At 57.2% G+C, this 21,437-nt stretch carries 17 protein-coding genes; 8 read left to right on the top strand and 9 right to left on the bottom strand.

All coding sequences use genetic code 11. The annotated features are described in order from the left end of the window. Nucleotides 1-6: 6 nt before the first annotated feature. Entirely contained in the window at nt 7-1,593 is a 1,587-nt protein-coding gene (locus HFP54_RS01940; RefSeq protein ID WP_315853829.1) for a sugar ABC transporter ATP-binding protein, read from the top strand. 13 nt (nt 1,594-1,606) lie between these two features. Here HFP54_RS01940 and HFP54_RS01935 read toward each other — a convergent pair whose 3' ends face one another. Next, nucleotides 1,607-2,908, bottom strand: coding sequence for a nickel-dependent lactate racemase family protein (locus HFP54_RS01935; RefSeq protein WP_168563863.1), 1,302 nt, complete (start codon nt 2,906-2,908; stop codon nt 1,607-1,609). A gap of 147 nt (nt 2,909-3,055) precedes the next feature. On the opposite strand from HFP54_RS01935, the gene HFP54_RS01930 reads away from it, so the two are divergent. Further along, nucleotides 3,056-4,369, top strand: a complete 1,314-nt coding sequence (locus HFP54_RS01930; protein ID WP_168563862.1) for an ABC transporter permease — start codon at nt 3,056-3,058, stop codon at nt 4,367-4,369. Nucleotides 4,370-4,441: 72 nt separating this feature from the next. After that, the gene (locus HFP54_RS01925) at nt 4,442-5,716 is read left to right on the top strand and encodes a DEAD/DEAH box helicase (protein WP_146412056.1); all 1,275 of its coding nucleotides are present in this window, start codon (nt 4,442-4,444) and stop codon (nt 5,714-5,716) included. Nucleotides 5,717-5,745: 29 nt separating this feature from the next. Here HFP54_RS01925 and HFP54_RS01920 read toward each other — a convergent pair whose 3' ends face one another. Further along, complete coding sequence (locus tag HFP54_RS01920; protein ID WP_146412053.1) at nt 5,746-5,988, bottom strand: BON domain-containing protein; 243 nt, start codon at nt 5,986-5,988, stop codon at nt 5,746-5,748. A gap of 598 nt (nt 5,989-6,586) precedes the next feature. Here HFP54_RS01920 and HFP54_RS01915 point away from each other — a divergent pair. Next, complete coding sequence (locus tag HFP54_RS01915; RefSeq protein WP_168563861.1) at nt 6,587-8,230, top strand: diguanylate cyclase; 1,644 nt, start codon at nt 6,587-6,589, stop codon at nt 8,228-8,230. Nucleotides 8,231-8,648: 418 nt separating this feature from the next. On the opposite strand, the gene HFP54_RS01910 is transcribed toward HFP54_RS01915, so the two are convergent. Together HFP54_RS01910 and HFP54_RS01905 are read right to left on the bottom strand one after the other, a co-directional pair. Beyond that, the gene (locus HFP54_RS01910) at nt 8,649-9,398 is read right to left on the bottom strand and encodes a response regulator transcription factor (protein WP_168563860.1); all 750 of its coding nucleotides are present in this window, start codon (nt 9,396-9,398) and stop codon (nt 8,649-8,651) included. A gap of 108 nt (nt 9,399-9,506) precedes the next feature. Beyond that, entirely contained in the window at nt 9,507-10,607 is a 1,101-nt protein-coding gene (locus tag HFP54_RS01905; RefSeq protein WP_197136229.1) for a sensor histidine kinase, read from the bottom strand. A gap of 324 nt (nt 10,608-10,931) precedes the next feature. Here HFP54_RS01905 and HFP54_RS01900 point away from each other — a divergent pair, with 324 nt between their 5' ends. From HFP54_RS01900 to HFP54_RS01890, 3 genes are all read left to right on the top strand, one after another. After that, the gene (locus HFP54_RS01900; protein ID WP_168563859.1) at nt 10,932-11,378 is read left to right on the top strand and encodes a hypothetical protein; all 447 of its coding nucleotides are present in this window, start codon (nt 10,932-10,934) and stop codon (nt 11,376-11,378) included. A 143-nt stretch (nt 11,379-11,521) separates the two neighbouring features. Next, nucleotides 11,522-12,652 (top strand): ABC transporter ATP-binding protein, encoded by a 1,131-nt coding sequence (locus HFP54_RS01895; RefSeq protein ID WP_315853828.1) that lies wholly within the window; start codon nt 11,522-11,524, stop codon nt 12,650-12,652. Between the two features lie 17 nt (nt 12,653-12,669). Next, nucleotides 12,670-15,042, top strand: a complete 2,373-nt coding sequence (locus tag HFP54_RS01890) for an ABC transporter permease (RefSeq protein WP_168563858.1) — start codon at nt 12,670-12,672, stop codon at nt 15,040-15,042. A 181-nt stretch (nt 15,043-15,223) separates the two neighbouring features. Here HFP54_RS01890 and HFP54_RS01885 read toward each other — a convergent pair whose 3' ends face one another. Together HFP54_RS01885 and xylB are read right to left on the bottom strand one after the other, a co-directional pair. Beyond that, complete coding sequence (locus tag HFP54_RS01885; RefSeq protein WP_146412041.1) at nt 15,224-15,424, bottom strand: putative motility protein; 201 nt, start codon at nt 15,422-15,424, stop codon at nt 15,224-15,226. Between the two features lie 165 nt (nt 15,425-15,589). Then, complete coding sequence (xylB, locus tag HFP54_RS01880) at nt 15,590-17,122, bottom strand: xylulokinase (protein WP_168563857.1); 1,533 nt, start codon at nt 17,120-17,122, stop codon at nt 15,590-15,592. A 312-nt stretch (nt 17,123-17,434) separates the two neighbouring features. Here xylB and HFP54_RS01875 point away from each other — a divergent pair, with 312 nt between their 5' ends. Then, on the top strand, nt 17,435-18,808 hold the full coding sequence (locus tag HFP54_RS01875; protein ID WP_168563856.1) for a hypothetical protein: 1,374 nt from the start codon (nt 17,435-17,437) through the stop codon (nt 18,806-18,808). 138 nt (nt 18,809-18,946) lie between these two features. Here the strand turns inward: HFP54_RS01875 and HFP54_RS01870 are convergent, their stop codons facing one another. The 3 genes from HFP54_RS01870 to rpsK form a co-directional block, all read right to left on the bottom strand. Continuing rightward, complete coding sequence (locus tag HFP54_RS01870; protein ID WP_146412034.1) at nt 18,947-19,603, bottom strand: bL17 family ribosomal protein; 657 nt, start codon at nt 19,601-19,603, stop codon at nt 18,947-18,949. A 52-nt stretch (nt 19,604-19,655) separates the two neighbouring features. Next, entirely contained in the window at nt 19,656-20,651 is a 996-nt protein-coding gene (locus HFP54_RS01865) for a DNA-directed RNA polymerase subunit alpha (protein WP_146412031.1), read from the bottom strand. A 331-nt stretch (nt 20,652-20,982) separates the two neighbouring features. Continuing rightward, a complete protein-coding gene (rpsK, locus tag HFP54_RS01860; RefSeq protein WP_145301411.1) occupies nt 20,983-21,366 on the bottom strand; it encodes a 30S ribosomal protein S11 in 384 nt (127 codons plus the stop codon). Nucleotides 21,367-21,437 lie beyond the last annotated feature (71 nt).

Below are 21,437 nucleotides of genomic sequence, written 5' to 3'. Positions count from 1 at the left end.
CGCGTGGTGCCGCAATCATCCAGTGATCCCCACCGGCTTGCGGTCGAAGGGATCAGCAAGAAATATCCCGGCGTCCTTGCGCTGGACGATGTTGATATGGATGTTGCCGCCGGCGAAGTGTTGGCCGTCGTTGGTGAGAACGGCGCGGGCAAAAGCACGCTGATGAAAATTCTGGCCGGGATCCAATCACCGGACCAGGGCCACATTCTGTTGAACGATGCATCGATTCGCTTTCATCATCCCGGCGAAGCCATCGCGTCGGGAATCGCATTGATTCACCAAGAACTAAATCTTCACGGCAATCTATCGGTTGCCGAAAACATCTACCTGGGCCGGGAACCACAACGACTGGGCTGGTTGAACCGGCGCGAATTGAATCGGATGGCCGCGTCCGTTCTGGGGCAGGTCGGTTTGGATGTGGCACCGACCCAACCGCTGTGGATGCTCAGCACCGCTTCGCGCCAACTGGTTGAAATTGCCAAGGCGATTTCCATCAATGCATCCTTCGTCATCATGGACGAACCGACCAGCAGCCTTAGCCACCGCGAAACCGAACGGCTGTTCGGTGTGGTCGAATCGTTGAAAGCGACCGGGGTCGGCATCGTCTACATTTCCCATCGCCTGGCCGAAGTCGATCGACTGGCGGATCGCGTCGAAATGCTGCGTGACGGCAAGAACAGTGGCAATTTCGCGAGAGGCCGGTACAGCCACGCGGACTTGATCAATGCGATGGTGGGGCGGCCTTTGGAATTAAAACGGCGACGCGAACCATCGACCGATGCACCGGCAACGAAAGTGTCTGCCACCGATACGTCTGCCGCCGAACCGCCACAGCCACGTCTGCGATGCGAAGGCGTGCAAACGGCCCCCGACACCCGGCCGATCGATTTGTCGGTATGGCCGGGGGAAATTGTTGGGATTGCGGGATTGGTTGGATCGGGTCGCACCGAACTGTTGCAAACCATTTTCGGCATTCGTGCGAACCATAACACCGCCGTGGCTGAAGCTGTCTGGGTCGACGGCCATCCCGTGCCCACGGGTTCGGTCCGTGATGCGATGCGTGCCGGATTGGCGTTGGTTCCGGAAGACCGCAAAGACGAAGGCCTATTGATCGCCAGTGATGTCCGCACCAACACGACGATCGCAGCCTTATCCGACGCGCCAGCGGCCCCACGCATCGATCGATCCTGGGAATCGATCCACACACAACAGATGATTCAAGACTTGGGGATCAAAACGTCGGGACAAACCGTCGACGTTTCCACGCTGTCTGGTGGCAATCAGCAAAAGGTTGCGTTGGGGAAATGGTTGCTGCGTGATCCCAAGGTCCTGCTGCTGGATGAACCCACCCGCGGTGTCGATGTCGGTGCGAAACAAGAAATTTATCAACTGCTGCAGCGTTTGGCGGATCAAGGCATGGCCATCCTGTTTGTCAGCAGCGAACTGGAAGAAGTGCTAACACTTGCCGATCGAGTGGCGGTGATGTGCGACGGTAACATCGCAGGCGAATTGACCGGAGACGAGATCAGCGAAAACGCGATCGTTCAATTGGCGATCGGTGCGCCGGATGCCACCGCCATCCGGGCATCATGATGCAACACCACCGCTAGGTGTGCGCCATGACGTCTTGTTCACAAAAGGGAACCACGTATGGTCCTTCGGGGATGATAGCGACGTGCCGATCCTGGTGACGTTGCACACTTTCGGCGATCGCGTCGTCAACGGACGACACCACATCGACACAGGTCAACGCGCGGTGCTGATCGGGGATCCCGTCCGAATAAAGGCGGACACGTCCGATCGACATCGGCTTGGTTTGCATCTGCGTTTGCCATTGATCGATATCCGCATGCGATTGTTGTGCAATGTGATTCAGGAATGCATCGGCCCGCATTTCCAGCAATTGCTTTTGTGAATTGACAAACTCCGGCGACCCCATGCCCTCACTGCACTGCGAAGCGATGATCAAATCACCGCCGGGCGCCAAAATGTTCATTGCCGCGACCATACCTTTGATCGTTTGGTAATAGGTTTTGTCCAGCGGATAACCCGCCGCACTGGTTACCACCGTCTTGAAGCGACGTGGGACCACGATTTCGCAGAAAGGTTGGACGAATTGCACGGCGCCGGCGTGGCTTTGCAAACATTCGCCGAAATTGACAAACGACAATCGGCGTTGCTCGTCAATGACCGTGTTCAACGCGTACACGTCGCCTAGCATCTGCAAGATTTCCAGCTGGTCTTCATGCAATGGGTTCTGATCAAAGTTGCAATTGCGGGCCGCCGGATCGGACATGAACCGATGATTGTGGAAAGTCGTGATTGTTTCTTGGTGAGCCAACCCGGGCGCAATAACCTTCCGTCCGCCGGAATAGCCCGCCATGAAATGGGGTTCGACAAGTCCGGTCACGATTTTCAAGTCAGCTTCGACGAAGCGGCGATCCAGTCGAACAACGGTGGATCGTTTGCGTGTGGTTCCGACATGCACATGTTGCTGGTCATCGCGTGCCTCGTGATTCACCACTTGGACGTTTTGGCGAACCCAAGCGTCACCCAGTAGCTCTTCCAATTCATCGCCCAGATTGGGTCGATGCAGACCTGTGGCGACCAGCACCGTGATGTTGGACGCATCGATGCCGGCGGCCATGATCCGGCGGATCATCGGCTGTAAAAACAGCCCGTTGGGAACCGGTCGCGTAATGTCACAGATTGCAATACAAGCAGACGTGGCTTTACCCGCCAATTGCGTCAACGACTCGCATCCGCGTGGCGTGTCCAATGCCTCGGCGATCGCCCCATCGGCGTCCTGCAAAACTGGCATCGCGGGCTTTCGAATTTCCGTCACGATACATTCGCTGGGAACGCTAATTTCCAGATGTCCGCGGCCGTAGTTCAATCGATAGGGCATGGGTTACGTTTACGATTCAATCGGAAATGGGATTCAGAGGCCGGCGATCAACGCCCACAATCAACACTACAGATCGTACAATTCCCGCCAGCGGCGTTGTCCTAAACGGTGCCGAAAAGTCTGTTGCGTGTCCAAGCGGCGTGTTGAATGTGGCCCACAAAGAACATCGGAATCTTTTTATTGTTGCTGGCGATCATGGTGATTGCCAGTTTGATCAACGGCAGCTTTGTTGATCCCGCGAATCTGAAAACATTGATCCGCGATACCAGTCTGTATGGTCTGATCTCACTTGGCGTTGCGGTCGTCATCATCACCGGCGGCATCGATCTTTCGATCGGATCCATGATCGCGCTGTGTGGTGTGATGCTGGTCCAGGTGGTCAACGTTCATTACGAGCCAACAGACTTTACCGCTTCGGTGAGCCAGGTTGTACGCCAGGGATCCGAGTTGGCCGCGACGTTGGGGCCGTCCGATGAGAGCGATTTATCGCTGATCCGCCTGTCTACGATGCCCGATACCGTCAACGAAGGCGACCGGTTGGTTTATTCGGGCGTCACGGGGCAATCCTTTGTCAGTTTGGCGGGCATTCATCAGACGGACGGCACGACGTTTTTGACAACGCGAGACACGGCCCGTTCGCTTAGCGTGGGTACCCAAGTCCAACTGGAAACCATTGCGTACACGCCGCCACTGTTGGCCTGCAGTCTGGTCTTGGGATTCGCCGGCCTGCTGGGCTGCATTCACGGAATTCTGGTGACTTGGCTGCGGTTGCAACCGTTCGTCGTCACCCTGTGTGGGCTACTGATCTATCGGGGTGCTGCCAGAGTATGGACGGGCGATGATCAGATCGGGCTTCAAAATGCCTTGCCCGGTTTCAAGGCGGCCATCACGGGTACTGCATTTCAGTTTCCGTTGCCACTGATTGGACGGATCAGCGGTGCGACCGACGATTGGTCCGCGTGGGTCTGGGTGGACTTTCCGGTCACCGGTGTCTTGTTGGTCTTGGTGGGCATCGTCGGCTGGGTCTTGCTGAACCGCACGGTTTGGGGACGCCACCTGTTGGCCACCGGGCAAAACGAAACCGCAGCTCGATATAGCGGTGTGTCGACCGATCGACTGGTGATTGCGGCCTATGTCGTCTGCAGCCTGCTTGCGGGTTTGGCCGGAATTCTGTTCACGTTGGAATGGAACTCGGTCCAGCCCGGATCTAGCGGCAATTTCTATGAACTGTACGCGATCGCGGCGGCCGTGCTGGGTGGATGTTCGCTGCGTGGCGGGCAGGGTGCCGTGTTGGGCGTGATCGCCGGAGCTGCGGTCATGCGTTGCCTTTACAAAGCGATCGTGGTCCTGGGGATTCCACAGGAATGGGAGATGGTGATCATCGGCATGGCGTTGCTGTGCAGCGTGATCGTGGACGAAGTCCTGCGTCGCTTGGGCGGCAAGACATCCAAGGCAGGTTAGACTGGCGACCCCACGTCGAAACGACGATCGATCTGTAGTGCAAATGCCGATGGAAGGTTAGACTTTGCGTTTATGAGCAGCGTAACGGATGAAAAAACGGAAGTCCTCTTTCCAACCGACGACGATTATCAGTCGTTCGATGATATCGACTTGTCGCCTTTGATGCGTCGGGCGGTGGCCCGCGCGGGATTCACCAAACCTTCACCCATCCAGGGTTCGCTGATCCCATTGGCGTTGGAAGGCGTGGATGTCATCGGCCAGGCACGGACGGGAACGGGCAAGACCGCCGCGTTCTCGATCCCCATCTTGGAGCAACTGGACAGCCTGGAAGACTGTCGGGATCCTCAAGCCATCATCGTCGTCCCCACCCGTGAATTGGCCGATCAAGTCGGCCGTGAACTGGAACGTTTGGCGTTCGGTGTGCCGACCGAAATCGCGGTTTTGGCGGGCGGCAAAAACATCAACCGACAACTTCGCCAGTTGCAAAATGGCGTCCAAGTCGTGGTGGGCACCCCCGGGCGTCTGCACGATCACTTGCAGCGAAAGTCTCTTCGGACCGACAAAGTTTGGTGCGTGGTGCTGGACGAAGCCGACCGTATGTTGGACATCGGGTTTCGCCCACAGATCGAACGGATCCTGCGACGTTGTCCACGCCAGCGCCAGACCCTGCTATTGTCCGCGACATTGCCGCCGGCGGTCCAGCGTTTGGCCAAATCGTACATGATCGATCCTCAAATCATCGATTGTTGCCAGAAAGAAGTCGCCGTCGAAACGATCGAACAGCGTTACTTCACGGTCGCCCAGGACCAGAAAGGTGAACTCTTGCGTCGCTTGCTGAAGCGTGAAGATCCCGAGCAGGCGATCATCTTTTGTCGGACCAAACGTGGCACCGACCGACTGTACCGGCAGTTGAGCCGTGATTTCGACAAATGCGGCAGCATGCACGGTGACATGCAACAGCGGGAACGCGATCGCGTGCTGCAGAAATTGCGTGACGGTAACTTGCGGATCTTGGTCGCGACGGACGTCGTCGGCCGTGGGATCGATATCTCCACAATCTCTCACATCATCAACTACGATCTTCCACAAGACAGCGACGACTACGTTCACCGTGTCGGCCGGACCGGACGAATGGGACGCGACGGCATTGCGTTCACGTTCGTCGTCCCTGGTGAGGGAGAGATGCTGACCAGTATCGAGCAGCGAATCAATCGAGAGCTGATTCGCGATCAAATCGAAGGCTATGACGCGTCACCCCAAGTCGAAACGGCCAAGCCGGTCGAGCAAGCGCCGAAGAAACAGACTCGGCTAAATCCGATGTTCCGCCGCGTGAAACGACGGCGTTGATCGGCGTCGGCACCGTAGCAGCGGACGGTTCAGGACGCAGCCGACATGGGTTGATGACAGACATTGACGTGGTTGACCACTTGGCGTCCATCGGCCAGCGGGCGAACCAATTCTTGCGCCAGTTGCTTGTGATAGAAAGACTTCACACGCCCGGTCAGATGAAGCGAATTTTCGCTTTCATCGACGCGCAAAAACCGCAGTTCTGATACCGAGCTCTCGGCCAATGCGGCCAGCGCGGCCACAGCCAATTCGGTTTCATTGTTCTGATTCATCAACCGACCTCTTACGTTTGTCCGTTGGTGCAAATCTTGTCGGTGGAACCTGGCGGTTGGACCATTCCGATGGGGTCAGCACCAAATCTGCGACTCGCGACAATCCCGATTCTTGTCGACCACTAACCAACTATTCCCCACGGGGTCGGCGCGACCGTTTCGCCGGAATGGAATTTCTTCGATTCTGCGAAGGGTTGCACCGCGCGAACGGCGCAACTTGGTGTCACCGCTAATATCGCCAATACCCCACTTGCCGAATCAACAGCAATTCAGGGCCCAATGGCCGAAATCCAGTCCGGATTTCCGGAAATTCATCCGTTTTGCCTCAATGTCGGTGCTGATCCCGCCACAAGCATGCGGTGATAGTGGCCCACCACTGTTTTGACTCTCGCCGGATCGCGACCTATATCCACAACAGATCCGTGACCGCGGCACGCGACGGCTGGCCTCTGTGACGGCCGGGCGACTACGCACATTTGATGTGTGCCAGTGTCGTCAAATGGCATCGCAACGCTAACCACGGACGGGGCATCGGTGGTTTCGAATCAGGCCGACGTCAGTTGCCGACGCCACCACATGTGGATGGGACAAACGAATAATGAACAACATCGGGCTGGACATTTTGGTTGCCGTCACCTGCGGCTGCGGCGGGGCCGTCGTCGGCTGGCTGATGCATGCGTTGCATCGCTCGATCATGCCATCGCCCCCTTCGGAATACGAATCCCATCCATCGCACAACGATCCGAGCGGCCAATCCAAGGGCCGTTCTTCTCATTCCGCGTCGACGAATGAACAAACCACCCGGCGGTTGGCGGAAATCGCTGAACGTCTGCGCGGATTCGCCACCACGATGGCAGCCGATGTCGACGCACACCAAAGCCGTGTCCAAGCGGTCAATCACTCCTTGCTTGGCCGACAAGACTCGGCCACGCCCCAGGACATCATCGATTCGGTGAACGAATTGATTGAAGCCAATGAACAGATGCAGCATCAGCTGAACTCCGCACAACGCCGTATTCAAGAGCAATCCGCTCAGCTGGAAACCGCGGAAAAGCGGGCGCAAACCGACCCACTGACCATGCTGGCCAACCGCCGTGTGTTCGACGAAACGCTGGCCCAACACCATTTGAATGGAGCCAAGTGTTCCGCGGCACTGGGTCTGATCGACCTTGATCACTTCAAGCGGGTCAATGACATCTATGGCCACCGGGCCGGTGATGAAGTGCTGCGTCACACTGCGGCAATTCTGAACGCCCGGCTGAAGCCGTTTGGAACCGTCGCACGTTTCGGCGGCGAAGAATTTGCAATCGTGATCGACAACCAAGACCGCGATGAATCGCTGGTCATACTTGAACAGGCACGAACCGCCATCGGCGAGCGGGAAATCATCTTCGAAGACCAATGCCTGCGGGTCACCAGCTGTCTGGGCGTTGCATTCCTGGAACCAGGCGAAACAACACAGCAGTGGCTTCAGCGTGCCGACGAAGCGTTGTATCACTCCAAGGAAAACGGTCGCAACTGTGGCCATTGGATGCAGCAGAAAACACCGCGTCCGATGAACCATCCCACCGGTTTTGGTCCAAAGCCGAACGCGTCCGATACCTCGAATCCCAACGGCACCCCCAGCACAACGCCCGTTTCATCTGCATCGGCAATTGCCGGGGCGGAAGCAATCACCGGTGGCAATCCGACATCCACATCGGTGAACGCGACCCCGGCAAACGCCCAAGCGACCAGCAAAGCGGAATCCGCAACCATCACACCGCCCAAACCGACCACCGGCGTGGTCGCGTCGCTGCCGGCCATCGATGACTTGGAAACCAAGCTATCCCAGCAACGTCGTGGCGGGGCGATGACGGCCGGAACTCAGGTCTTGGCCATTCGCTTGTCGGGCAAGGCATCGCCGCTGAAAATGCGTTCGCTGCTGCAGGTCGTTCGCGCCAGTAGTCGTAACGTGGACGAAATCGGTGGGTACGACGATCACACGATTCTGTTGGTCATGCCGTCGGCGGATCAGGCCACCGCTCTGGCTCGCGGCAAACAGGTCTGTAACGCCGCACAGTCCTTACGTCTGGGAACCACCGACGACCAACACCGACACCCCGTGGCGATCGGCGTGGTGGAATCTTCCCCGGACCAGACGTTGGTAGATTTGGCAAACCTGGCCGCAAAATTGGCGAACGAAACAGCCGCCCATGGTGACGCCCCGGTTGCCATCGCCGAAGGCCTGGCGGCAGTCTGATCTTGGCGGATCGACCGGGCGAAATCGTCGCATCACGAAAAACAGAATGCGTTTTTCGTGAAGTCCAAAATCTACCTTGACCCGACGAATTGCTGCCGCCTATCTTCCGCACATCGTTGGGGGCGACAAATGAAGTCGCCCGCACGACGCACGAGCAAATCAAACGGTCCTGCACCGGCTGCCACGTGAAATACCGGGGCTAGCTGCGGACGTTCAACGGCTTGATCTCACGGACGAGTGGAGGTCGTTGAGGGTGCGATTTTCCCGTGACGTTCGGGCGGTACCGAAGCATGGATGCTGACGACCCTCGAACAACGAACCACCGGCTCCCGGAACCAAGCGCGTTGTCCTCCGCCCCCCTAGGACCTCATGCTTTCCGGGAGCTTTTTTTATGCGCCGGCAAGACCCGCCGATCAATCTAGCCGCCTTCTGCTTCGTCCTTGCCTTCGGGATTCAGCACGAAGCGATAGCCGGCGTCGCGGACCGTCAACAAATGAACCGGGTTTCCGCTGTCGACTTCGATGATTTTTCGAAGTCTCGCGATGAATTGATCGACCGCTCGCGTCTGCAGATTGCCATTCATCTCCCAGACCTCGGACAACAATTCGGCCCTGCTAATGACTCGGTTGGGATTTTCGACAAAATAACGCAGCAGCCGAAGCTCTTTGGATGTCATGCGAACATCGCGATCACCCGCGCGGCACTCGTGCGTGTCAAAATCAACTTGTACGTGGCCGAATTCGATCTGTCGCAAAGCGGGCGGCGGCGGCTTAGGTGCCTCGGTGACATGGTGGCCGTTGCCGGTGTGCAGCAGGTTTTTGACGCGGCTGAGCAGTTCATCCAGCTCAAACGGCTTGCTCATGTACTGATTCGCACCGACGTCGAATCCACGTGTACGATCCTCCGCCAACGTTCGAGCCGACAGCATCAAGATCGGCAAGGTGCGACCGGCACTCCGCAAGCGTTCACAAACCGTATAGCCACTCATCCCTGGCAGCATCAAATCCAAGATCACCAAGTCAACGCTGTCGCCGACCGATTCCATGATCCGCAGCGCCGTTTGGCCGTCTTCGGCAATGGTGACGCGATAGCTGTCTGCTTCAAGGTTGTACTTGATCCCGACAGCCAAATGCTTTTCGTCTTCGACGACCAGGATGTGGAAACGCATGAATCAGTGAATGAAAAGAGATCAGTGAAAATGAAAAACAAACGCGATTGTTGATCGGATTGCAAAAGCGGATCAACGTGGCATGCGGGATCGATTGCGACCGATGCTTCATCCGCCGCTGGGCCCGCCAGGCTTGGTCAGGGGAACCGTCGATTCGTCAGGCTTGATGTTTTCTTGGCCGTCGCCCTTTTGATCGAACTGATTGGTCGGCAGCTTCATCGGACTTTCGCCTGTGGAAAAATCCAGCGGTGACGACGGTGGCGATTCGGTATCGTCGCTGGATCGTGACTGTTCATGCTGCAAGACGGACCGCAACAAGACTTCAAATTCGGTTCCGCCCCCGGTGCGATCGTTCACCCGAACGACACCACCTAGCGTCTTCGCGACGTTACGAACCAAATACAACCCCAAGCCGGTTCCCGGCTTGCTGCGTTCAAGTTCATTGCCAAGCCGAACGAAGCGTCCAAAAACCTTGCGACGCTGATCCATCGGAATTCCGCATCCGTTATCAGCGACACGAACGATCACGTCTTTTTGGTTCTGGGTCGACACCGTGACCACGACCTCCGGTGGGTCGCCGGCATACTTGACCGCATTGTCGATCAGATTGCGAAACAGGATCTCCAGCTGAATCAATTGGCTGTTGACCGTGACTTGGTTTGACCGCACCGACACGACGCCGGGGTCGGTGCGATACCGCAGGCAGGCGGCCTGGGCCAACTGATCCAACAGCTGATCCAAACGAACGGTTGCCGGCGGCTGTGGTTCGACACCTCGCTCAATCCTGGCCGCATCCAGCAAGTGATTGATCAGCGAATCGAGGCGTTCGACGTCTTCCAGCATCGTGCGATGAAAATGCTGTTGTTGATCGGCATCGACCGCCCGCCGCGTCATCGTCTGTAGATACAGCTTCAGAGACGCCAGGGGACTCTTTAGTTCATGAGTCACCGAATCAATGAAGTTCGACTGACGGCGATTCAAATTGAATGCTTTGACCGTCAGCGTCAGGTAGGTGATCACGCCAGCCAGAACGAATGTCAGCAAGACGCCGCCGGTCGCCAACATCGCCCAAAACATCGTCGGCGACACCGGCGTACCGGTCGCGCCCAAGATGTTTCCCACCACCCACATTGCCGCCAAGATGATCACCAACACGATCATCACGACGCCAAGGACCACGGGGCCTTTCAGGGATCGACGCTCAAGCAACAGGTTCCTCGCTGGAAATTGGGTTCGGTTCTTGAGATCACGCGCCAGAGTGACGATTTTAGTGTTGTCCCCTCGCCGACAACATCGGTCCGCCAACCGACATGTGGGTGGGGACGTCTGACGTTTGGCTTTGTTTTGGCGCACCCGACTTCGGTGTCAGCACGGCCCAACCGTACACACGTGCACGCGTGCACACGCGGGAATTCCAGAATTCTTCGCGCGTAAGGCACCAAATTTGCAAAATCGGCGGTGACTGGGGACAGCCACCCCGTAATAATGTGTTTAGGCGGCCTTAAACCCCGTAACGTCATGGAGCCTTCGAGGATGAGTGCCGATCTCGGAAGCGGACAAATTGCCGAACGGATTGTCCGCCAAGTTAAAAAAGACAGCATCCGCGCTCTCATGCGTGGGCGATATTGCACCGCACGTAGCGAAATCGTGCATTTGCGGTGCATCGACGATCACCCTGAAACTGACGACTCCTTCGGCAGCCAGTTGTGGTACTTCGAAGGTGTCGGCGTCAACGAGCTCGACCACCGTCACCTGATCTATGGGGTGATGGAGTACTCGATCCAGTTCGGATTGTTGGAACTGATCGACGACGGCGTGTTCGAATCGGAACATCAGCGTGAACGTTTTCGAAACTTGTACGAAAACGATTACGAACGTCCCAGTTGGCAGCAGCCTCAGCATCGCTGGCTGGCGGCGGGTTTGATGACGACGTCCGCATTGACGCTGGTTTATCTGCTGTTTCGCTACCTGAGCGTTTAGCCTCCGAATCGAAAAAAGCCCCCGCGGGCCGGCACTCTTTGGGGCGTTTTTTGTCGCTCCGCACGGCCACCGCTGGCCGGCGGCTGACAAGGCGGGAGGCTGTGCGATAGTCTGTCACGATACTTCACGCAAAGGAATATCTGGTGACAGCAACGACGCCGGGCGACGACACGGCCGTTCCAAGGATCGACATCCAATCTCAGAATGATGCGCCCGGTCTTGCTTTTGATGCAGCCAGCGCCTCCGGAACAGCGATCGTCCGAGTCACCAATTTGCAGAAATCGTATCGCGGCGGTTCCGTGATGCGTCGCACGCCGGTGAAAGCCCTGCGTGGTGTCACCTTGCAGGCGTATGCGGGCGAAGTTTTTGGATTGCTGGGCCCCAACGGCGCCGGCAAAACGACGTTGATCAAGACACTGCTGGGCATCATCCAGCCCAGCGGTGGCACCGCGGAGCTGTTCGGCATCCCCGTGCATTCCTTTTCCGCCCGCCGCCGCGTCGGCTACCTGCCGGAATCGTTGCGAATCGACCGCCACCATACGGCACGCACGGCGTTGTGGTATTACGGTCGGCTAAGTGGGATGACGGGAGCCCAGATTCAGCAGCGTCGCGAATCTCTTTTGAAGCTGGTCGGGCTGGAAAACCGCAGCCGCGAATCGGTCCGCCGGTTCAGCAAAGGAATGTATCAGCGACTCGGCCTGGCCCAGGCTTTGATGCACAATCCCGATCTGCTGATCTTGGATGAACCGACCGACGGGCTGGACCCCGTTGGACGCAACGAAGTCCGCCGCGTGATCGAACGATTGCGAGATGACGGAAAAACAATTTTCTTGAACAGCCACATCCTGCAGGAAGTCGAATTGGTCTGCAGCCGTGTCGCGATCATGGCGGGCGGTGAAGTGAAGGGCATTGGCACCATTGACGAATTGCGTGGTGACGCTGACGGATCGCATGTGTCCCTGCATCTGCGTGTCAGTTTGGCGGATTACCAAGACGGTGCTGAGGCACCGACGCACAAAACAGATTTTGCCGCAGTCTGCCAACGCTTGAACGATTCACTTGGCCAAGCCGGCTTCAACACTCAAGACGTTACACCGGAGAAAGACGACGCGGTCTGTCGCTTGGCGGTGTTGGTTGACCGCAACGATGGCAGCAACGCATTGGTCGACTGGCTGCGGTCCCGCGATATCCGGTTGTTGGAATTGACCACCCATCGTCCCAGTCTGGAAGACACGTTCTTGCGATTGGTCGGACGTGTGGATACGCAAGACTGACAAAGGAAGCCCAAACGGTGCGATCATTCCGCTTTTCAGCGTATACCGCCATTCTGATCGACTCATTCCACGCGGCATTGGCGTCACGTGTGTTGTGGTGTGCGTTTGTCGCCATCTGGCTGCTGTTGCTCGCTTTGGCGCCGATCGGATACCGAGAAGACCTGACCACCGATTTTCGCTGGCAGGACTTTGCAGCCGGCACGAAGCTGAAGGCGATGTTGGCCACCGGTTTGGTCCAGCCCGAACAGACCGGACAGGCCGTCGCAAAGATTGCCAATGCATTGCCAGACGAATTGAAGGACCAACTTCGTCAGGTGGGCGAAGGCAGCGAGGTTCGCATCCCGCTAAGCGATTTTGCCGATGCGTTCAACGATTTGTTGGACGATCCGTCTTGGTATGATCCGGTCGCCTGGCAGGATTTGCTGGCCCCCTTCGAATTGATCAAACGCCAGCAATCCGAACCCGACGATTGGACAGAATCCGAACGCAGACGGGTGGCCCGACTGCGTTTGGAAACGGCCTTGCCGGGCGTCTTTGAAGCCAGATCCGCCCAATCCATCTTGATGACGTACGCGGGTTTTGATTTCCCCGCGTCTTTCACCATTGACCAGCGCCAGTTCAAGGCGTTGATCAACCAATTTGTTTTGCCCCAGCTGATCAACTTGCTTCTGGGTTTCGTCTTGGTCTTCCTGGGAATCTTGGTAACCGCATCATTGATTCCGGACCTACTGCAACCGGGCAGCCTTCACTTGCTGCTTAGCAAACCGATCAGCCGCCCGATGCTTTTTTTGACGAAGTTCCTGGGCGGCTGTGCGTTTGTCTTTCTTTGCGTGGTCCAACTAGTCATCGGCTTGTGGTTGATCGCGGGCATGCGTTTGGATATCTGGAATGCACGTCTGCTGTGGTGCATTCCGGTCAGCGTGTTTCTGTTTTCGGTCTTTTACAGTGTGTCGGTGTTGGCCGGATTGCGTTGGCGATCTCCCATCTTGTCGATTGGTGTGACCTGCATGTTCGGGGCGATCGTGTTCGTGGTCGGTTTCGTCGGTGGACTGTTTGACGGACTGGTCCGCCGTCCTGACGAAGTGATCGCGGTGACGGTGGACCGGGATGACATCATCGTGAAAACCCGGGGGCAAGGCCTTCAGCGTTTCGATAACGATTCCAATCAATGGGTCGACATCGTGGAAAGCCAGGCAATGGGGCGCGATCGGGTGCTGTCACCGGTATCGATGGATGAAGGGACGATCGCATCGGCCAGAATCAGTGGTGGTCGGTTCAATGCGTTCGGCGCTGGCACACTGGACTTGCTGGTCTTTCGCCGCCGCAATGATTGGGAACCGGAACGCTTGGCTCGGCTGCCCGTTTCCACCGTGGATCTTCAATCGGATCGGGCAGGGCACCTGTACGCCAAGAACATGGGCGACCTGTTCGTCGCTGATATCGATGCCATTGTTGACGACCAGGCAGAGGCAACCGACGACGCGGAAGCCGAATCGTCCATGACCAACTGGCTATCCAAGCTGTTGTCGATGCAGGGTGCGGGAACCGAACGCTTTCAGTCCATCATTCCCGCCAAAGCAAGTGTCGCCAGCCCCAGCGAGTTCGCCGTCGCCGATGACGGCCGATCCCTATGGCTGATCAGCGCGGGCCGCATTTTCCAACTGGCAAACCCCAGTGATTCAACCGACGGCCCTTGGGATCTGGTCGCGTCCACTGAAGCCGACGGTGAAGCGTCCGCCAATGCCCGGATCGCGATTAGTGGTGACGTCTTGCTGGTTTCTCGCCTAAACGAGCCATTGCAGTTCTTTGATAGCCGCGATTTGAGGCCGATCGAAGCCCAACCTACACACGGTCTGGAATCCGAGTGGGACTTAGTCAAAGTCATCGGTTTGGAAACCCAAAATAACGACGGTCATCGATTCGCCTTTGTGAACGCCGACGCACAGGCGGGGGTGATCGAAGTCGACTTCGCCGGAGACGAGCCAACATTCAAAACACAAACGCTTCCGTTTCGCGAAGTGGTATCAATCAGCCGTACTGACCAACCCAATCAGGTCATTCTTTCACACCACATTGATCGACTGGAATGGATCGACTTGCGGACCATGCAGAGCACCAAAGCTGTTCGGCCGGACATGTCGACGTGGCGTCTGGTCGACCGCTACGTGATCACTCCCCTGCGAACGATCATTCCACAGACCGGCGAATTGGGCGGAACCGTCGCAGCGATCATCGGCGGCAGCGATACCGCAGAAATACCGGGTGGGCCCAATCGCGATGACGAACAGGTCGTGCGATACCCGATTGTTCGACCGGTGGTCAGCTGTGCGGCTTTCACACTGGTCATGCTGACGATCGGCTGCGTCTACTTTTCACGCAGCGACTATTAGGCTGGCTTACGGGATTTTTGCGACCAATGGCAACCGGACGCGTGAGCGAAAGACCGCGTTTTTCGCCGGTTCGTTCCTCGCTTACAGGTCCGGTTACTAAACTCAATAAGGCCTGTCCGCCTACTCAAGACTGGCTCACTGAACCGCGTCTACGAAGACAACGCGACGCACACCGGCGGCATCAAACCTTCACGTCCAGATAACCCTGGGCGATCTGTTTTTGTGCCGTCGCAATGGTTTCCAGCATTTGGTTGATCGCATCGCCGGTCTGCTTCGTCGCATCCAGTTGCTTTGCGGCAACCGCGGTAGCGACCTGCTGGTTCGTCGATGCCTGACGAGCCTGCAGCACCTGTGCGATGACGGGATCAAGACCGGAAGTCATAACAGTGATTTCAAAACCGATGCATTGGGTATGGATAACCAGCTATCAGTCCATCGGTCACTGAACTTGGTCTGGCAACGAATTCTGTTGCCAAATACCTGACAAGCGCTCGGTCGGGATTCCGACAATGCGGGTTAGGGCGACGGTAATGATTACAGCCGAGGCCTACAGAAACGTTTCGCGATACTCAGCCAACGCTTGAGTCGATTCTTTTAACTGACCGTAAAGGTCGCGATGAACGGGAAACAGAGCGTTGTATCGCTTGGCGGCTGCGCGATCCGCTTTCGTTTCTTCGGCGACCAAGATATTGGCTTTGCACGCGGATTCGATGTTGCGGTGCAGACCATCACCGACCATTGCCAGCAGTGCCACACCATACGCCGGCCCCTGTTCGACCTTCAGCGTGGTGACCTTGCGACCAAAGACATCCGCTTGCATCTGACGCCAGAACGGATTCTTGCTGCCGCCACCAGAAACGCGAATTTGGCGGACAGGCACGTCCAGCGACTCAATGATTTCCAAACTGTCACGCAACGCGAACGTGATTCCCTCCATCACGGCACGCGTCATCGCACCACGATTGTGGTTCATCCCCAGACCGACAAACGATCCGCGAACATCAGGATCCGCGTGAGGCGTACGCTCGCCATTCAAGTACGGCAGAAACACCAAGCCTTCGCTGCCCGCATCGATCTTCTTGGCTTCTTCGGTGACCGCTTTGTAGACGTCCTTTCCGCTGACACCGGCTAGTCCTTGAATGACATTTTCGACCCACCACTGCAACGAACCGCCGCTGGTCAAATTGACGCCCATCATGTGCCATTTGCCACGCACCGCATGACAAAACGTGTGCAGCCGACCGGCCGCGTCGTACTGCGGTTCATCGCTGTGCACAAACATGACACCACTGGTGCCAATGGACGTACTAAGCACGCCCTTTTTCACCACCCCGTTTCCAACCGCACCGGCCGCGCAATCGCCCGCGCCACCGACCACTTTGCAATCCGTGGTCAAACCAAGGGCCTTGGCAGCTTCGGAAGTCAACTGTCCGGTAACCTCTTCGCTTTCGACCACGCGAGGCAACAGATCCGGGTCTAAATCCAGTTTGCCCAATAACTTCTTTGACCAGTTTCGCCGCACCACATCCAATAGCAGGGTGCCACTGGCATCACTGACTTCGGTGACGTAATCACCTATCAACCGGCGTCGGATCTCGTCCTTGGGCAGTAAAACCTTGGCCAACTTGGCGAAATTTCGCTTCTCGTTGTTTCGCATCCACAGGATTTTGGGGGCTTGAAAACCGGTCAATGCCGGATTCGCCACCATTTTGATCAAAGCAGATCGCCCGCCCGCATTTTCAGTGATCTCATCACATTCCGCTGCCGTGCGTTGGTCGTTCCACAACAGAGCGGGCCGAATCACATTGTCGTCTTTGTCCAGAAAGACACTGCCGTGCATCTGGCCGCTCAAACCAATGGCTTTGACATCCGACGCGGCGACCTTGCTTTTCTTGATCACCGCACGAACCGTCTTCACCGTTGCTTTCCACCAATCGTCCGGGTCCTGTTGGGTCCAACCCGGTCGGGGCTGTTCCAAGGGATACGACGCATCACTTTCGGCGACGACATTGCCCGCCTCGTCGACCAACAAGGTCTTGGTGCCACTCGTCCCGACGTCAATTCCAAGATAGAAAGCCATGATGCTGTGATGATTCGTAGTGCGGTTTGAAAAGGACGCCGGCGAACGTCGATCTTCCTGACAAACATGGATCTTCCGTGCCCGATGCGTCGAACTGGTCCGCAATATAATGCGTATCGACTCGCTTAGCAGACGCCGCGCGACGAAAGTCGTCAGGCCAGGGTCTGACTGCGACTATCCTTCGCGATGGATGGCAGATGCTTCACTCGTCGCTTCGCATTTGTTGCTGGTGTGTTTGTTGCAGCCCCGCTGCCACGCCTCGTGCCCTACGTCGTGTTGATCCCACTGTTTCAAAACTCCGAATCTTTCGTCATGCCGAACCGATCGAATGCCCGCCGACGCCCCGAATCATGTGTTTCGCGCCGGGCTTTCGTCACCGGGGGCTTGGGGTTGGGCGCGGTCGCAGTGACGGGATGCTCCGAACCTGACGAAACAAGCTCCGACACGGCGTCCTCGGTCCGAACCGATGTCCCGCTGCGTGTCGTTTGGGTCGGCCACGATGATCCATCGGAGGTGTTGCAGCGGAATTGGGGTGCGGTCGCTGAGGTCCCATTAAAGGTTCAATGGGTTCGTCGCGACGAACAATCGATCACGGAATTGGGCCCCACCGTTTTGGCGGCATCGCGTCGTGCCGACGTTTTGGTGGTGCCATTGTTGTGTGTTGCCGATCTGTATGCCGGCGACTTGATCAGCGAAATTCAGGACGCTTGGCAAGCGAACCTGAATGAGTCGTTAGGCCCCGTACTGACTTCGCTTCGGGTCGGAGCGGCCAGCTATGCGGCGAGTGATTTTGCGGTCCCCTTGGGCAGCGACGTTCCGGTGCTGATGGTCGACGTCGCAACCGAACCGATTGAAAACTGGGATGCCTTTTCCGATTACGCGTCACAGCACGCCAACCGGGTTGCCGAACCAATCGGCCGTGGCCAATGCGGTGAGAGTTATCTGCGTCGGATCGCAGGAACCGTGGAAGCCAACTGGTTGTTTGATCGCGAAACCTTTCAGCCGACTATCGATAGCGACGTCTGTACCGCGGCGCTCGAATCGATGAAAGCGGCGGCCCAGCATTACGCCAAGCCGACGCTGACGGCCCGCGAAATCGGAACGGCGATCGCCGAGGGAACCTTGGATGGTGGAATCGGAGTTCTGCCGGCGTCGGCGGGTGATACTTCGTCATTGGACCTGCGACCACTGCCGTCGACGGTATCCGATTCGATGCAGTCTGAGGGTGACCAGACAGTTTCATCCGATGTCGGCCCGACCCTGCTTTCACCGTGGACTTCGTTGGGGATCCTGCCGAAGTCGTGCCGGCAATCAAAATCAGCGAAGCAGTTCCTGCAATGGCTGGCCGGTGGTGAAGGGATTGGCTCGGTCCGCAATCAATTGGCCGGCTTGGACGTCACTCGGATTGCAGACTCAATCGACGGTGGCGAATCGCTACCGGATCCCTATCAGCAAATTCGGCGTGACCAGCTGTCGTCGGCGATCGTTCGTCCGACCACTCAGCTGATTCAAGGTTGTGCCTACTACGACGCTCTTGATGCCTCGATTCACGCTTGCGTCGCGGGCGATACGAAACCGGCACAAGCCTTGGCGACGGTCGCCGCAACCTGGTCAGCATTGACCGAAGCGATCGGCGTCGAAAAACAGATTCGCGCCTGGCGTCGCAGCCAGGGACGCCGCATCTGATCTTCCCAATCCGTTGCCACCGCAGCGGTGGAACTCAGGACCAAAATTAGCCACGAAAAAAGCCGAGATGCGATCTTGTAAAATCGCAACCCGGCTTGTGTTGATACCGCTGACTGGCGGTGCTATCGCAGCGTCGTGTCAGCTAGCGTCGCCGGCCGCAACGGTTTCTTCTTTCTTGTCCGCGTCGTCACCGCTGGCTTCGGGGCCGTTGTTGGAATCATCTTCCGGCACGTCCGATTCAAACGCCGGTCGTTCGGCGCGACGATTACGACGTTCGTCTTCACCGACCAACTGCAGAACCGCACGCAAACCAGCGTCGCCCAAGCGAGGCGTTGCCAGACGGACGATTCGAGTGTAGCCACCGGGGCGATCGACATAGCGTGGTGCAATCGTGTCGAACAGGATCGCCACCGCTTGACGGTCGCCGATCAACTGCAAAACGCGGCGCTGTGCGGCGACCACGGGGGCACGTGCGGCAGCCCACTTTTGCCAATCGTCGCTCTTGCGCCATTGCTTGTAAGCATCCGTGCCACGATCGGCATCGGTCGCATACTTCTCGGCTTCTTCAGCGTGCGGGATCGACTTCTTCGCGATCGTGATGCACTTTTCGACCAACGGGCGCATTTCCTTGGCCTTGTGCAGCGTGGTCACAATTTGGCCAGGGTTCTTCGGCGCATTGTCGTCGTACGTTGCATCCCGTTCGGTCAGAAACAGGGCGCTGACCAAGTTTTTCAGCAATGCTTTGCGGTGGCTGGGAGCCCGACCCAGAACGCGACCTTTTCGGCGGTGACGCATTTCAGTGAATCCGTAATAAAGCTTTCAATGAGTGATCGTTGGACCAGTGTGACTAAAACAGCGGTTGGCTGGGAACCCTCATTCCCAAATGCAGTCCGTACTGCGCCAACTTTTCGCGGACTTCGTTCAAAGTCGTGTCGCCAAAGTTACGCACTTCCAACAGGGAATCTTCGGTCCGCTGAACCAGGTCGCGAACCGTCGCAATGTTTTCGCTTTCCAAGCAATTGTTCGCTCGGACCGAAAGCCGCAGGTCGGCCAGCGTCATGTTCAGCTTGGCTTCCAACTGGGCCTCGGGCGATCCGGCACCGCCGCGGGCGGCGCTGAAGATACTGGGTCCCAATTCGCGATACTGCACGAACGGGTTGAGGTGTTTCCGCAGGATTTTCGCCGCTTCGATCAGCGACATTTCGGGCGAAACCGTGCCGTCGGTCCAGATTTCCAAGTTCAGCTTGTCGAAGTTGGTCTTTTGACCGACACGAGTTTCTTCCACTTCATAGCGGACTCGGGTGATCGGGCTGAAGACGGCGTCAATCGGAATGATGCCGATTTCATGATCGATGCTGCTGTGTTCACTGCTGGGAACATAGCCGCGACCATTTTCGACGACCATTTCCATCATGAACGGAGCGTCTTCGGTCAGCGTCGCCAACACGTGATCTTTGTTGATGATGTCGACTTCCGAATCGGTTTCGATGTCGGCACCGGTGATCACACCAGCGGTGCTGCGTTCAACCGTGATGACTCGAGTCGATTCGGTGTGGTTGCGGACGATCAAGCTTTTGACGTTCAGAACGATCTCGGTGATGTCTTCCAACACACCGGGAATGCTCGTGAACTCGTGCTGCGCGCCACGGATTTTGATCTGCGTAACGGCGCTGCCCATCAGGCTGCTCAACAAAACCCGTCGCAGGCTATTTCCAACGCTGGCACCGAACCCACGCTCGAACGGCTCGGCAGTGAATTTGCCGTAGGTCGCCGACAGGGTGTCACGATCGACTTCGACGTTGCTGGGCAATTCCATACCACGCCAACGGATGTGCATCGACATAGGTGATTTGACTCTCTGGAATGTTTGGTGAATTCGGCGAAGGGAACGGGAAGACGGGTCAATTCGGTGGCCACCCGGACCGACCGTCTTTTCATGATCTTTCGCGATCAACGCTGTGACACGTGGCGGGCCGTTGGTGCGGTGAGCAACCAGTCAGGCTGCCCAAAATGCGATCCAACCCACGCTGCGGTTTCCGATCATCGGGATATCCAAATGGAAGAAGCCGAAATCGGGCGTTCCGATCCACCGAAGCGTCCGACCGGCATCCGTTCGATGCGAATCGGCAGACAATCTCGGATTGCGGAACCACAGCCAGCCGCGGTCTATCGGATCAGACGCGGCGTTTCTTGCGGGGACGGCATCCGTTGTGCGGGATGGGCGTCACGTCTTCGATTTGCTTGACATTCAGCCCAGCAGCCTGCAACGCGGTGATCGCGCTTTCGCGTCCGCTTCCCGGGCCTTTGACACGAACCTCGACGTCACGCATGCCGAACTTCGTGGCCTTTTCTGCGGCCTGTTGGGCGGCACACTGACCGGCGAACGGCGTGCTCTTGCGGCTGCCTTTGAACCCACTGGTTCCGGCACTCGCCCAGCACAACGTGTCCCCCTTGGGATCGGTGATGGTCACCGTCGTATTGTTGAACGTCGCGTTGACGTGCGCGATGCCATTGCTGACGTTGCGTCGGACTCGCTTCTTTTTGTTTGTCTTTGCCATCACTCGGCCTCAATCGACAAAAATCGGATGTCTAAATTTCGGGATGTTCGTTAACAGGAATCGAAAGGCTC

It is taken from the genome of Crateriforma spongiae (genome assembly GCF_012290005.1).
Lineage (GTDB): Bacteria > Planctomycetota > Planctomycetia > Pirellulales > Pirellulaceae > Crateriforma > Crateriforma spongiae.
Note: the sequence above shows the minus strand (reverse complement) of the source record. Positions and strands in the feature narration are given on the sequence as shown.

Coding starts and splice junctions, on each gene's coding strand:
- HFP54_RS01900 (WP_168563859.1), top strand. CDS start 10,932: ATGAGTGCCGATCTCGGAAGCGGACAAATTGCCGAACGGATTGTCCGC.
- rpsK (WP_145301411.1), bottom strand. CDS start 21,366: ATGGCAAAGACAAACAAAAAGAAGCGAGTCCGACGCAACGTCAGCAAT.
- HFP54_RS01875 (WP_168563856.1), top strand. CDS start 17,435: ATGCCGAACCGATCGAATGCCCGCCGACGCCCCGAATCATGTGTTTCG.
- HFP54_RS01935 (WP_168563863.1), bottom strand. CDS start 2,908: ATGCCCTATCGATTGAACTACGGCCGCGGACATCTGGAAATTAGCGTT.
- HFP54_RS01870 (WP_146412034.1), bottom strand. CDS start 19,603: ATGCGTCACCGCCGAAAAGGTCGCGTTCTGGGTCGGGCTCCCAGCCAC.
- xylB (WP_168563857.1), bottom strand. CDS start 17,122: ATGGCTTTCTATCTTGGAATTGACGTCGGGACGAGTGGCACCAAGACC.
- HFP54_RS01925 (WP_146412056.1), top strand. CDS start 4,442: ATGAGCAGCGTAACGGATGAAAAAACGGAAGTCCTCTTTCCAACCGAC.
- HFP54_RS01930 (WP_168563862.1), top strand. CDS start 3,056: ATGTGGCCCACAAAGAACATCGGAATCTTTTTATTGTTGCTGGCGATC.
- HFP54_RS01915 (WP_168563861.1), top strand. CDS start 6,587: ATGAACAACATCGGGCTGGACATTTTGGTTGCCGTCACCTGCGGCTGC.
- HFP54_RS01910 (WP_168563860.1), bottom strand. CDS start 9,398: ATGCGTTTCCACATCCTGGTCGTCGAAGACGAAAAGCATTTGGCTGTC.
- HFP54_RS01885 (WP_146412041.1), bottom strand. CDS start 15,424: ATGACTTCCGGTCTTGATCCCGTCATCGCACAGGTGCTGCAGGCTCGT.
- HFP54_RS01865 (WP_146412031.1), bottom strand. CDS start 20,651: ATGTCGATGCACATCCGTTGGCGTGGTATGGAATTGCCCAGCAACGTC.
- HFP54_RS01920 (WP_146412053.1), bottom strand. CDS start 5,988: ATGAATCAGAACAATGAAACCGAATTGGCTGTGGCCGCGCTGGCCGCA.